This is a genomic window from Exiguobacterium sp. K1, from assembly GCF_033721435.1.
In the GTDB taxonomy this organism is placed as follows: domain Bacteria; phylum Bacillota; class Bacilli; order Exiguobacteriales; family Exiguobacteriaceae; genus Exiguobacterium_A; species Exiguobacterium_A artemiae.
The window spans coordinates 1-12,900 of record NZ_JAOTIT010000010.1; the positions used below are offsets into that span (position 1 = coordinate 1).

Sequence of the window (12,900 nt, forward strand, 5' to 3'; positions counted from 1 at the left end):
TTCATTGTTTGTATCCGAAGATACGTTTTTTGCCTCATCGTTCAGTTTTCAAAGTTCGTCATGTCGTTTTCAGCGACTTTAATATCTTACCAAGTTATCAACACAATTGTCAACAACTTTTTTCGATATTTTTTTCGGTGTGTCACAACCATTTGCGGCACAAGAAGTAATATACCATGGAGTTTTTATTTGTACAAGTGTTTTATCAGAAAAACATTTAAAAAGTTATTATTCCCGTTTCAGCTTAAGAATACTCATGCTTTTCCACCGGGAATTCTAGTGGCCACCAATGAAGAAAACTCTCCACTTCCTTCTATAAAGAAAGCGGAGAGTCTGATCTTAATTAGTTTTGCTGGTGACGCATTGTCGGGAAGAGCAAGACATCACGAATCGAAGGAGCGTTTGTCAACAACATGACAAGACGGTCGATTCCGATACCAAGACCTCCTGTCGGCGGCATACCGTACTCAAGCGCTTCAATGAAATCATTGTCCATTTCATGCGCTTCATCATTCCCTGCTTCTTTTTCGACAAGCTGGGCTTCGAAACGTTCACGTTGGTCGATTGGATCGTTCAATTCCGTAAAGGCATTGGCATGTTCCCGGCGAACGATGAACAATTCAAATCGATCCGTAAAGCGAGGATCTTCCGGATTCTTCTTCGCAAGCGGTGAAATTTCAACCGGATGACCATAGACGAATGTCGGTTGAACCAACGACTCTTCGATTTTCTGCTCGAAGAATTCATTGAGAATATGTCCTGTCGTCATATGGGCTTGTACTTCAACGCCATGTTCATGTGCGAGTTCATGTGCACGTTCTTTTGAAATCTCTTCAAAGAAATCAACACCCGTTGCTTCTTTAACGAGATCCGCCATGTGTGCCCTTTTCCATCCGACAGACAGATCAATCACATCTTCACCGTAAGTGACTTGTGTTGTGCCAAGTACTTCTTGAGCGACGTGGGCAATCAAGTTTTCCGTCAGATTCATGATGTCGTTATAGTCTGCATAGGCTTCATATAACTCAATCATTGTAAACTCAGGGTTATGACGCGTCGAGATTCCTTCATTCCGGAAGACGCGACCGATTTCGTAAACTTTTTCAAGTCCGCCGACAATCAAACGTTTGAGATGTAACTCAATCGCGATTCGCATGTAAAGCGTCATATCCAGTGCGTTATGATGCGTGATAAACGGACGTGCCGAAGCGCCACCTGCAATCGTATGCAACATCGGTGTTTCGACTTCCAAGTATCCGAGGCTGTCGAGATACTGACGAATGCCGCGAATGACTTTACTGCGTGCAATAAATGTTTCCCGTGATTCTGTATTCGTGATCAAATCCAGGTAACGCTGACGGTAGCGTTGTTCGACGTCTTTTAATCCGTGATATTTATCCGGAAGCGGACGCAATGCTTTCGTCAGTAATGTAAACGACGTGACGTGAACAGACAGTTCCCCGACATTCGTTTTGAACACGTAACCGCTGATTCCGACGATATCACCTAAGTCACATGTTTTATAGATTTCGTACGCTTCTTCGCCAACATCGTCTTTACGTACATACAGTTGGATTTGACCATTGACGTCCTGGACGTTTGTAAAGCCAACTTTCCCTTTACGGCGTGTCGTCATGACGCGACCCGCGATTGAGACGTCCGGCTTCAGCTCTGCCAATTCTTCTTTTTCATGTTCGCCGTAAGCGGCACGAATACTCGTCGTATCTGTTGTACGTTCGAAACGGGCACCAAACGGATCGAGTCCTTGTTCACGCATGGCGTTCATCTTACCGAGACGCACCTGCATTTGATCGTTCATTTCCATGTCCTGACTCACTGTCTTCACTCCTTTTATAATGGTTCACGATGGTTTTTACTTCTTCGATGAAAAAGCTGCCGGTATGACCGACAGCTCCTAGCAAAACCGATTCGCTCATCTTCAATGGCATTAGCGTACCATAAAACCGGTAAGTCCGACTATACTTTACCTGTCACGCATGTACGGCATTCATTTCCAATGTTTCAACATACTCATGCAGCAACTTTTGCAGTCCCGTGTGGGTATTCGTATCGAATAAGGCTTTGCGCACATGCCCGTTGCCGCTTAATCCTTTTAAGTACCAGGCGACATGAGTCCGCATTTCCCGTACCGCGAGGTCTTCTCCTTTAAGTGCGACAAGACGTTCAGCATGTAACAGGCAAATATCAATTTTCTCACGCGGCGTCGGCTCGACCGACAAGGTACCCGATTCCAGATATTGAATCGTCTGATACAACATCCACGGATTTCCGAGTGCCGCCCGCCCGATCATGACACCGTCCACTCCGATTTCATCAATCATCCGTTTCGCGTCTTGCGGGGTTTGAACGTCACCGTTTCCGATGATCGGAATAGTGACGGCCCGTTTTGCTTCACCGATGATATTCCAATCGGCGACGCCTTCATACTTCTGCGACCGGGTCCGGCCGTGAATAGCGACCGCCTTCGCCCCTCCCGCTTCCGCGGCGCGGACATTATCAACACAATAAATATGGTGGCTGTCCCAGCCGGTTCGCATTTTCACTGTCACGGGTTTATCCACTGCTTGTGATACGGCATGGACCATCTCATAGACTTTATCCGGATCAAGCAACCACTTGGCACCCGCGTCACACTTCGTCACTTTCGGAACAGGACACCCCATATTGATGTCGATGATATCTGCATTCGTATTCGCATCGACATATTGAGCCGCTTGAACCAACGTTTCCTTTGACCCGCCGTAAATCTGCAAACTGAGCGGTTTTTCCCGGTCGTCCACATACAGCATTTGCATCGTCCGTTCGTTTTCGTAGAGGATTCCTTTATCACTGACCATTTCTGCACAGACGAGACCTGCCCCGAATTCTTTTGCGATCAAACGAAACGCAGGATTACAGACACCCGCCATCGGTGCTAAAATGACACGGTTATTCAGTTCGACGTCACCTATTTTAAAACCTGTCATCATTCTCTTCCTTTCCTCTTCCTGAAACAACACTTACTTAATCCGTCGTACGTCGGTCCGCTCCGCTTCCGGCAACGCTAGGTATAAATCCTCGACCGTTTGCTTCAAACCGGGTACGACGTAAGAAGGAGTCAATTCACGCAACGGCGCCAGTACAAACGCACGATCCTGCATTCTGGGATGCGGGACGGTCAGCCCATCTGCTTGAATTGTTTCATCATTATACAAAATGATGTCCAAATCAAGTGTCCGTGGTCCGTTTTTAAACAACCGTTTCCGTCCCTCCTGTTGTTCGATCCGTTGTAACGCTTGTAATAAACGATCTGCCGGTTCTGTCGTATCGAGCTCTACGACCATGTTGTAAAAAAGATCCTGATCCACGTACCCGACAGGAGCTGTTTCGTAAACAGAAGAAGGACGTAAAGCATGCGTCGTCGCAAGCGAACGCATAGCCTCAATCGCCGCCCGGAGATGACCCGCCTTATCTCCAATATTTGATCCTAACGCGATGTAGGCACGATTCATAAGTAATCCGCCCGCTTCCGGTGGATTTCAACCGCGACATGTTCATAATGTCCGGCAATCGGCGGATCCGGTTTGATGACTTTGACGGTCGTTTCAAGAATCCGGTTATCGAGTGCCAAAACCTGTTCCGCAATCCGATTCGCCAAGGCTTCGACCAATTGCAACGGCGTTCCTTCGACAACCTGCTTTGTCACTTCGTATAATTCAGCATAATTCACGCTTTCCCGTAAATCATCGGTTTGACCGGCACGCAATAAATCAAGGCCAATTGATAAATCCACATTGAAGCGCTGACCAAGCTTCGTCTCTTCCGCAAACACACCATGGTATCCGTAAAAACGCATCCCTGTCACTTCGATTCGATCCATCTTCATTCCCCTCCCGTTAATTCCGTTTCCAACATCGCATCCATCATGACAGCGGCTCGCTTAACTGCTTTGACATCGTGCACTCGCATCCATTCACATCCTTGTTGGATACCGTAACATACTGTCGCGATTGTTCCTTCGACGCGTTGGTCTGCCGGTAATCCGAGCGTCAAACCAATCATCGACTTGCGCGACGTCCCGAGCAGGACCGGATAACCGAAATCGGTCGTAATCGACAAGTGGCGCATCAAAAATAAGTTTTCCTGATGGGTTTTCATGAAGCCGATCCCGGGATCAAGCCAAATCTGATTTTCGGAAACGCCGGCCTGCTTCGCTAAACGAATCGAATCTTCGAGATCAGCCCGGACCTCCGCCAGCATATCCGGCCCGTGCGGTTCTAAACGGTTATGCATCAAAATAATCGGGACATCGTAGTGTGCCGCAACGTTAACCATTGAACAATCACCCCACTTTGATCCCCAGACATCGTTAATGATGTCGGCACCTGCACGAACAGCCGCTTCCGCGACATCCTGTTTATAGGTATCAATCGATACTAAAACATCCAGTTCCCGCTTCAACCGACGGATGACGGGAACGACGCGCTCGATTTCTTCTGCCGCGGATACGAACACTGCCCCCGGTCTTGTTGATTCTCCTCCTACATCGATTGCATCTGCTCCGTCCGCTACGAGTTGCTTCGCATGCCGGACCGCCTGTTCGAGATCGACATAGTTTCCACCATCGGAAAACGAATCCGGTGTCACGTTTAAAATGCCCATGATTTTCGTCATCCTTGTTTCCTCCTTGACCATTTCGTTTGGACCACTTGATCAAACAACGTCCGAATGGATTGATAACCTTGACCCGTCAAACCCGGGAAAGTCCGCCCATCCAGTGACGAAACGGCAACGACTTCCTGAATGGAGTTCGTACAAAGGATTTCATCCGCCTCTATTAATTGCGGCAACAGCGCAAGCCGCTCTTCCACCAGGACCTGTTCCATGATGAATTGACGGGTAATACCGTTCAGCGCCCCTGTCTCAAGCGGCGGTGTATACCATTGGTTGCCGTACCGCCAAAAAATATTAGACGTCAATCCTTCACAGATAAAGCCTTCTTTCGTCAGAAACAGCCCTTCTGCTTCTTGATTAAACAAATGACGTTTCGCCACAAGATTGTTCATATAGTGATGCGACTTGAGCCGATAGCTGGTTTCCGGCGTACTGCGGGCAAGACGCACCGTCTCGAGCGCTCGTTCTGCCGGCTGTCTCTGTCCGATTGGTTTTGCATACAACAGGACAGTCGGTTCCGCATACGGTTCACTCGACAGTCCGATGTCCCGTGCTCCACCAGAAACGTTCAACCGGATATACAGATCCTGTTCTTCATACACACGGTAAAGATCCTCTACTGCCCGGAGTAACTGTTCACGCCCGTACGGCAATTGAATACCGATTGCTGCACAACTCATCTGGAGCCGTTCGATATGGTCATCAAATAAAAAAGGATGTCCCTCGTAAGTACGAAACGTTTCAAATACACCCATTCCATAGAGATAACCATGATCAAACGGTGAAATCCGGATCTCTTCTTCCCGTTTCACGTTCCCATCATGCCAAAGATACATAGTGTGTCAACTCCAAAAAGTTTTTTAACATCTGTTTCCCGTCCCGTGTCAAAATCGCTTCCGGATGGAACTGGACACCAAGAATCGGCCATTCCTTATGACGCAAAGCCATGACTTCGCCGTCTGCTTCTGCCGTCATCGTCAAGATATTCGGAAAACTCTTCCGTTCGACGACCAACGAATGATACCGTGTCACGGGTGTCTGTTGTTCGATTCCGCTGAACATACCCGACCCGTCATGCGTCAACAAGGAGACTTTTCCATGCATCAGCGTTTTGGCACGGACGACTTTTCCTCCGAAGACTTGGCCAATCGCCTGATGACCAAGACAGATCCCAAGAATCGGAATCCGGCCTGCGAAATACCGGATTGCCTCGAGACTGATGCCTGCTTCATTCGGTGTACACGGTCCCGGTGAAATGACTAAATGATCCGGTGCCAGTTGTTCGATTTCTTCAATCGTGATGGCATCATTCCGAAACACCCGGATGTCTTGTCCGAGTTCGCCGAAATATTGCACCACGTTATACGTAAATGAATCATAGTTATCGATTAATACAATCATGTCGTTCCCTCCGCCATTTCTTTTGCGACCCAGAGTGCTTTTGCCTTACTGAGCGACTCTTCATATTCACTTTCTGAATCGGAGTCGGTTACGATGCCGGCACCTGCCTGAATATAGGCCATACCATCTTTCGCGACAAGCGTCCGAATCAAGATATTGAAAATCACATCGTCCGCCCAGCTGATAAAACCGAGGGCTCCTGTATAGATGCCGCGGCGGACAGGCTCAAGCTCTTCAATGATCTCCATCGTCCGAATTTTAGGTGCTCCCGTAATCGTACCTCCCGGGAACATCGCAGCCAGGACACTGCTGCCGGTTTCATCTGCGGCAATCTCCCCCCGGACGTTTGAGACGATGTGCTGGACGTGGGAGTATTTTTCGATGACCATCAATTCGTCAACATGGACGGAACCGTAGCGGCTGACACGCCCTAAATCGTTTCGCTCGAGATCGACGAGCATGACATGCTCCGCCCGTTCCTTCTCATTGTCGAGTAACGTTTTCGCTAACGCCAGGTCTTCTTCCTCATTTTGTCCGCGCGGCCGGGTTCCGGCAATCGGACGGGTCGCGAGTGACAGACCGATTTTTTCGACTAGTAACTCCGGCGATGCTGAAACGAGTACCAATTCTTTATCTGCAAAGTAACCCATATACGGAGACGGGTTGATCGTTCGCAATACATCATAAATATGAGCGGGTGTTGTCCGCAACGGTTCCTGTTGGCGGACGGCAAGGTTCACTTGAAAGACATCTCCCGCTTCAATATATTGTTTGATCCGGTCAGCTGCCTGCATGAAGGCGGACCTTTCGAATGAACGTCCCCGTTCAGCCGTTTTTTCTTCCGGTGCTGCGAACATCGGAGCCGGACTCGACTGACGCCACGATGAAACTTCTGCCGCCAAAGCAAGCGTCGCTTCCGCCTCCGTTTCCCGTGTGACAGCTATAAACAATCGTTCTGTCTGATGATCAAATACGGCGACCTCATCATACCAGTAAAGCGAAAGATCGGCTGTTGCCAAATCATCCTCTGCCTGTTCCGGCAACCGTTCAAGATAACGAACGGCATCGTAACTGACATATCCGGCTAATCCTCCAAAAAATGGCGGCATCCCTTCCGGACGAGCCGATGCATAGCGCGCACGAATCTCTTCGAGCAATGTAAATGGAGCATCGGTATATTGTTTTTCTTGTCCGGCTTCTTGAATGATCGTTGTGCCGTTTTTTGTCCGGATGTGACCGACTGGCCGGACGCCTGCCATCGTATAGGATCCGATTCGTCCACTCTCAAGCCAGACATGACCTGTCTGTCCGGCTGTCCGTTCAACGTACCGGTTATAAAACTGTTCCTTTGTCCATGTAAATGATTCGTATACTGTCTGTCGCACTAGCGTTCCTCCACTTCCGAACTATTCTGCTCTCATTATACGCAAAAAATCAGACAGGCGGGCATAAGTCACTTGCCGATTACATATAAAAAGAGGTCCATTCCTTTAAATCGGAATGAACCTCTTGCTTCAAAAGTTTACAGTTTCGAACTGTCCGTCTCTTCTTCCACTTGATACAGCGGCGTACTGAGATAACGTTCTCCGTTTGACGGGATGATCGCTAGAACCGTTTTTCCTTTGCCGAGACGCTTCGCTGTTTTTAAAGCAGCCGCAATCGCAGCACCGGAAGAAATACCTCCGAGAACTCCGTTCGATTTCGCCGCACGACGGGCATGATCAAATGCTTCTTCCGTCGTCACCTGCTCGACGCTGTCGTAAATCTGCGTATCGAGAATCGATGGAACGAATCCGGCTCCGATTCCCTGCAGTTTATGGGGTCCCGGTTTTCCGCCTGAAAGAACAGGAGAATCGGTTGGTTCAACCGCAATGATTTCAATGCCCGGGAAAGCCTCGCGCAATACTTTTCCCGCCCCTGTGATCGTACCACCCGTACCGATACCGGCGATGAACGCATCAAGTGTCAATCCTTCAAATGCTTCAACGATTTCCGGTCCAGTCGTCTTTTCATGAACAACAGGGTTTGATTCATTATTGAACTGTTGCGGCATGAAATAACCATGTTCTTCCGCTTCTGCCGTCGCTCGAGCAATCGCACCCTTCATTCCTTCCGGGCCGGGTGTTAAAATCAACTCCGCACCGTACGCACGAAGTAGAGTTCGACGTTCCATGCTCATCGTTTCCGGCATGACAAGAATCGAACGGTATCCTTTAGCAGCAGCGACCATTGCGAGTCCGATTCCCGTGTTTCCACTTGTCGGCTCAATGATGGTATCGCCTGCTTTTAAATGACCAGCTGATTCTGCCGATTCGATCATCGCTAAAGCGATCCGGTCTTTGACGCTTGACCCCGGATTCATATATTCCAATTTCAAATATACGTCCGCATCTTCCGGTCCTGTCAAATGATTTAATTTAACAATCGGCGTGCGGCCGACTAAATCCAATACTGAATTCGCAATGCGCATGACCATTCCTCCTCATAATGAAAAGCTTTAATTCCAAGTAATCCGATAGATCAATTATCCACGGACTGGATGAACATTGTCAATCAAAGCGCTTTACTGTCGGCTTTGATCCGTTTTCCGACTGTTTTTCGACTGCTTCCCGAATCAGACGGTCAAGGGTTTCTTTTTCATGACCCTTACGCATCGTCTGATACAGATCGGCACGTGTAATCTCTTCATCTCCGACCGTCGCGACGACATCCTCAAGCGGTCCGCCGATACTGTCCTGAACGATCTTCGGTGAATCGACTTTCGGCAATTCGCCCATGAATGCATAGGCACCCGTCATAAAATTCGTCAGCAACAAAATGAAAATCAACATCCACAAGTACTTAGAGTTTACAGTTCCCATTTTCAGACCCTCTTATGCTCTTTCGAGTGATTTTTCACGAAGCGATTGTAATTCTTCGACATCGTATTGGTAATGTTCCGAACAGAAGTGACAAACCGCTTCCGCGCCGCCATCTTCGTCAATCATCGCTTGGATCTCATCCGGCCCGAGTGCCACGATAGCCGTTGCTAATTTTTCACGCTCGCACGTACAGTTGAAAGCAACCGGAATCGTATCGAGGATCTCGAATGATTCACCGAGAACCAGGCTCAACATTTCTTCCGGTGTTTTTTCTTCACCGACCAAAATCGAGATCGGTTTGAGTGCTGCCACACGTTGTTCGAGTGCCGCAATCGTTTCTTCCGATGCACCCGGCATCAATTGAACAATCAGACCGCCTGCTGCAATGACTGATTCATCTTCCGGATACACGAGGACACCTGCTCCGACGACCGACGGACTTTGCTCGGAGACGGCGAAATAATACGTAAAGTCTTCGCTGATTTCACCGGTTTGAATCGGCGACTGTCCACCGACGAAATCACGGAGACCTAAGTCTTTGATAACCGAGATATTTCCGCGACCAACAGCGTCGCCGACTTTTAATTTCGTCAGACCGTCACCATTGACGTACGTATCCATCTCGACACGCGGATGGCTGACGTATCCGCGAACTTGTCCTTTTGCATCGGCATCAACGATGATTTTTCCGATTGGACCATCACCTTCGACTTTTAATGTGACGCGGGTATCCCCTTTTTGCATCGTTCCCATCATGGCGCCGATCGTCAATGTCCGACCGAGTGCCGCCGTGACGACAGGTGTCGTCTGATGACGGAGTTGTGCTTCATATACCGTTTTTGTCGAACGGATTGCAAAAGCACGGACTTCACCGTTAAACCCTAGTGCTCTGACCAAGTAGTCATCTTTTAGTTGTGCCAATAATTCTTCACGTTTCATTATTTTTCCCTCACTTATTTCGTTCGTAGATAATCCGCAACCCGTCAAGCGTCAAAAATGGATCGACGATTTTAATCGTTGCAGATTCCTCACTGATTAGTCGGGCAAGTCCACCTGTCGCAATGACAGTCGCTTCTCCCATTTCCTCTTTCATCCGATGGACGAGTCCATCGACTTGCGCGACGTATCCGAAATACGTTCCGGACTGCATCGCATGTACCGTATTGCGGCCGATCGTCGACTGCGGTTTGGCAATCTCAATCCGCGGTAATTTCGCCGCCTTATTATAAAGTGCTTCTGTCGACACCATGACACCCGGTGAAATGATTCCACCGTAATAGCGTTTTTGTGCATCGATATAACAATAGGTCGTTGCCGTTCCAAAATCGACGATGATCAAAGGACCATCGTATTTGACCGTCGCTGCGACGGCATTAACGATCCGGTCGGCTCCAACTTCTCTTGGATTATCGACTTTCAAGTCAAGTCCTGTCTTGATTCCGGGTCCGATTACGAATGGACGCCGGTTGAAATAACGGACGCACATGTTTTCGAGCGGAAACACGACAGGGGGTACGACAGATGATAACACGATTCCCTCAATGTCTTCCACGTTTAACTCTGCATCACGAAACAGTGCTTTCACCAGCATGCCATATTCATCGGTTGTCCGGGTCCGGTCCGTAGCAATCCGCCAATGTTGCACAAGGGTTTGTTCATCATATACCCCAAGGACGATATTCGTATTTCCTACATCGATTACTAAAATCATCTGATTCCCCACTTTTCTCTGACGATAACTGAATTATACGCTGTGATTATACCATGCAGATTGGTCATCACCTATCGAAGTGCGTGCTGCGAATCGGTACCACTAAAAAAAGAGATCAGCACTCCAGTTAGGAATGCTGACCTCTCACGCGAACGAATCATCCGTCTCATTTCTGCTGTCTTTTCTGTCAAACAGACAGGAAGAAATCAAAAATCAGATTTGATCATCCCGACGTGGTTGATCTGGATTTTCCGTATCGACATTTTGCCCTTCATCGATGACAGAGCCGCGTTGCGTCGGAGATTCTGTCGGTTGATCGATGACAGGTGTCGTCGATTCCGGCGTTTTCTCTTCTGCTTTTGGTTCTGTAATAGCGGCAGGCTCATGCTTTTTGTATTCGCCCGTCTCTAAGAGATGGTGAATTTGTTTTTGATCCAGTGTTTCGACTTCAAGTAACGTTGTTGCAATCAAATCAAGCTGATCGCGTTTCTCCGTTAAGATCGTCTTCGCTTTTTGGTAACACTTGTTGATGATCGCTTGAATTTCCATATCGATTTCATGGGCAATCGCATCTGAATAGTTCTGTTCGTTTTGGAAGTCACGTCCTAAGAAGACATTTCCGCCTTGACCGGAACCAAACTGAAGCGGTCCGAGTTTTTCACTCATTCCGAATTCCATGACCATCTTACGGGCAAGACCTGTCGCACGCTGGAAGTCATTGCTTGCTCCAGTAGAAACTTCACCGAAGACGATATCTTCCGCGACACGACCACCGAGTAATCCGGTGATTTTGTCTTCAAGTTCCGGTTTTGTCATGAAGTAACGGTCCTCTTTTGGAAGCATGATGACGTAACCGCCAGCATTTCCGCGGGGAACGATTGTTACTTTATGGACTTCATCCGCATCATCGAGTGTGACACCGATGATGGTATGACCGGCTTCATGCCACGCCACGATTTTTTTCTCTTTTGGTGAAATGATCCGACTCTTCTTCGCAGGTCCTGCGATGACACGGTCGATCGCTTCTTCCAAGTCAACGATTGAAATCTTGTCGCGGTCCGTACGGGCTGCGATAAGTGCTGCTTCGTTCAAGAGGTTTTCAAGATCCGCACCCGAGAATCCCGGTGTACGTTGCGCAATGGCTTTTAAATCAACCGTTGTATCGAGCGGCTTGTTGCGTGCGTGTACTTTAAGGACCGCTTCACGTCCGACGACATCCGGACGCTCAACCGTAATTTGACGGTCAAAACGACCTGGACGAAGTAACGCAGGGTCCAGGATGTCCGCACGGTTCGTTGCGGCAATCATGATGATCCCTTCGTTTTCACTGAATCCATCCATCTCAACGAGAAGTTGGTTCAATGTTTGTTCGCGCTCATCATGTCCACCACCGAGACCGGCGCCACGTTGGCGACCGACGGCATCGATTTCATCGATGAAGATGATACATGGTGCGTTTTTCTTCGCATTTTCAAACAAGTCACGGACACGGGATGCCCCGACCCCGACAAACATCTCAACGAAGTCAGAACCTGAAATCGAGAAGAACGGGACGCCGGCTTCACCAGCTGCGGCACGTGCCAACAACGTTTTACCTGTACCTGGAGGACCTACAAGGAGGACACCTTTTGGAATACGGGCACCGAGACGGGCAAACTTGCGTGGATCTTTCAAGAATTCAACGACTTCGACGAGTTCTTGTTTCTCCTCGTCTGCTCCTGCCACGTCGTCAAATGTAATCTTTTTCTTTTCTGTATCGTACAGGCGCGCCTTCGATTTACCGAAGTTCATGACACGACCGCCGCCGCCGCCACCTTGTGCTTGATTAATCAAGAAGAAGAATAGGATGAAGATGATGATGAATGGCACGATTGTCGTCAATAGCGCAATCCAACCACCGTTTGTTTCTGCTGCTTTAAAGTCCATCTTGACGTTTTGACTGCGCAATTGCGTGTACAAATCCGTCAACTCTGTATCAACAGCCGGTACGACCGTTTCATATGTCGTATCTTTTTCACGTAATTCACCTGTGACGTTGTACGTCTGTCCCTCATATTGGAACGTCGCCGTCTTCACATCACCTTTTTCAACTGACTCGACAAACTGTGTGTAATTGATTTCTTTGCTTTTGTTCACTGGACTCTGCAAGTATTGCAGAAACAAGATCAAAGCTAGAAAAATGACCCCAAACACAAGGGTATTCTTCACTGCTCGGTTCATCGTAGGCCTCCTCTCCGCATCAATTGATTGATT

At 48.4% G+C, this 12,900-nt stretch carries 13 protein-coding genes; all 13 read right to left on the reverse strand.

Going from position 1 to position 12,900, the window contains the following annotated elements:
• Positions 1 to 343: 343 nt before the first annotated feature.
• Positions 344 to 1,825, reverse strand: coding sequence for a lysine--tRNA ligase (lysS, locus tag N7U64_RS15005; protein WP_147269823.1), 1,482 nt, complete (start codon positions 1,823 to 1,825; stop codon positions 344 to 346).
• Between the two features lie 166 nt (positions 1,826 to 1,991).
• Positions 1,992 to 2,987: a tRNA dihydrouridine synthase DusB gene (dusB, locus tag N7U64_RS15010; protein WP_041261775.1), complete on the reverse strand. Its 996-nt coding sequence runs from the start codon at positions 2,985 to 2,987 to the stop codon at positions 1,992 to 1,994.
• Between the two features lie 33 nt (positions 2,988 to 3,020).
• Positions 3,021 to 3,512, reverse strand: coding sequence for a 2-amino-4-hydroxy-6-hydroxymethyldihydropteridine diphosphokinase (gene folK, locus N7U64_RS15015; protein ID WP_290831050.1), 492 nt, complete (start codon positions 3,510 to 3,512; stop codon positions 3,021 to 3,023).
• Positions 3,509 to 3,880, reverse strand: a complete 372-nt coding sequence (folB, locus tag N7U64_RS15020; protein ID WP_012368974.1) for a dihydroneopterin aldolase — start codon at positions 3,878 to 3,880, stop codon at positions 3,509 to 3,511. The genes folK and folB overlap by 4 nt, the downstream gene beginning before the upstream one ends.
• 2 nt (positions 3,881 to 3,882) lie before the next feature.
• Positions 3,883 to 4,674, reverse strand: a complete 792-nt coding sequence (gene folP, locus N7U64_RS15025) for a dihydropteroate synthase (RefSeq protein WP_318930457.1) — start codon at positions 4,672 to 4,674, stop codon at positions 3,883 to 3,885.
• Positions 4,671 to 5,510 carry an aminotransferase class IV gene (locus N7U64_RS15030; protein WP_318930458.1) on the reverse strand — a complete coding sequence of 280 codons (840 nt, stop codon included), beginning with the start codon at positions 5,508 to 5,510 and terminating at the stop codon, positions 4,671 to 4,673. The genes folP and N7U64_RS15030 overlap by 4 nt, the downstream gene beginning before the upstream one ends.
• A complete protein-coding gene (locus N7U64_RS15035) occupies positions 5,494 to 6,075 on the reverse strand; it encodes an aminodeoxychorismate/anthranilate synthase component II (protein WP_318930460.1) in 582 nt (193 codons plus the stop codon). The genes N7U64_RS15030 and N7U64_RS15035 overlap by 17 nt, the downstream gene beginning before the upstream one ends.
• Positions 6,072 to 7,460 carry an anthranilate synthase component I family protein gene (locus N7U64_RS15040; RefSeq protein WP_318930461.1) on the reverse strand — a complete coding sequence of 463 codons (1,389 nt, stop codon included), beginning with the start codon at positions 7,458 to 7,460 and terminating at the stop codon, positions 6,072 to 6,074. Before N7U64_RS15040 ends, N7U64_RS15035 begins: the two co-directional genes overlap by 4 nt.
• 137 nt (positions 7,461 to 7,597) lie before the next feature.
• Complete coding sequence (cysK, locus tag N7U64_RS15045; RefSeq protein ID WP_290831063.1) at positions 7,598 to 8,545, reverse strand: cysteine synthase A; 948 nt, start codon at positions 8,543 to 8,545, stop codon at positions 7,598 to 7,600.
• A gap of 79 nt (positions 8,546 to 8,624) precedes the next feature.
• Entirely contained in the window at positions 8,625 to 8,936 is a 312-nt protein-coding gene (locus N7U64_RS15050) for a hypothetical protein (protein ID WP_012368968.1), read from the reverse strand.
• 12 nt (positions 8,937 to 8,948) lie between these two features.
• Complete coding sequence (gene hslO, locus N7U64_RS15055) at positions 8,949 to 9,875, reverse strand: Hsp33 family molecular chaperone HslO (RefSeq protein WP_012368967.1); 927 nt, start codon at positions 9,873 to 9,875, stop codon at positions 8,949 to 8,951.
• A gap of 10 nt (positions 9,876 to 9,885) precedes the next feature.
• Complete coding sequence (locus N7U64_RS15060; protein WP_026826988.1) at positions 9,886 to 10,647, reverse strand: type III pantothenate kinase; 762 nt, start codon at positions 10,645 to 10,647, stop codon at positions 9,886 to 9,888.
• Between the two features lie 213 nt (positions 10,648 to 10,860).
• Complete coding sequence (gene ftsH / locus N7U64_RS15065; protein WP_012368965.1) at positions 10,861 to 12,867, reverse strand: ATP-dependent zinc metalloprotease FtsH; 2,007 nt, start codon at positions 12,865 to 12,867, stop codon at positions 10,861 to 10,863.
• Positions 12,868 to 12,900: the final 33 nt, after the last annotated feature.

What these genes read in the sequence shown, in the direction of transcription:
- folK (WP_290831050.1), bottom strand. Translation starts at nt 3,512, where the DNA reads ATGAATCGTGCCTACATCGCGTTAGGATCAAATATTGGAGATAAGGCG.
- dusB (WP_041261775.1), bottom strand. Translation starts at nt 2,987, where the DNA reads ATGACAGGTTTTAAAATAGGTGACGTCGAACTGAATAACCGTGTCATT.
- cysK (WP_290831063.1), bottom strand. Translation starts at nt 8,545, where the DNA reads ATGCGCATTGCGAATTCAGTATTGGATTTAGTCGGCCGCACGCCGATT.
- N7U64_RS15030 (WP_318930458.1), bottom strand. Translation starts at nt 5,510, where the DNA reads ATGTATCTTTGGCATGATGGGAACGTGAAACGGGAAGAAGAGATCCGG.
- folB (WP_012368974.1), bottom strand. Translation starts at nt 3,880, where the DNA reads ATGGATCGAATCGAAGTGACAGGGATGCGTTTTTACGGATACCATGGT.
- folP (WP_318930457.1), bottom strand. Translation starts at nt 4,674, where the DNA reads ATGACGAAAATCATGGGCATTTTAAACGTGACACCGGATTCGTTTTCC.
- N7U64_RS15050 (WP_012368968.1), bottom strand. Translation starts at nt 8,936, where the DNA reads ATGGGAACTGTAAACTCTAAGTACTTGTGGATGTTGATTTTCATTTTG.
- lysS (WP_147269823.1), bottom strand. Translation starts at nt 1,825, where the DNA reads ATGGAAATGAACGATCAAATGCAGGTGCGTCTCGGTAAGATGAACGCC.
- N7U64_RS15060 (WP_026826988.1), bottom strand. Translation starts at nt 10,647, where the DNA reads ATGATTTTAGTAATCGATGTAGGAAATACGAATATCGTCCTTGGGGTA.
- ftsH (WP_012368965.1), bottom strand. Translation starts at nt 12,867, where the DNA reads ATGAACCGAGCAGTGAAGAATACCCTTGTGTTTGGGGTCATTTTTCTA.
- N7U64_RS15035 (WP_318930460.1), bottom strand. Translation starts at nt 6,075, where the DNA reads ATGATTGTATTAATCGATAACTATGATTCATTTACGTATAACGTGGTG.
- hslO (WP_012368967.1), bottom strand. Translation starts at nt 9,875, where the DNA reads ATGAAACGTGAAGAATTATTGGCACAACTAAAAGATGACTACTTGGTC.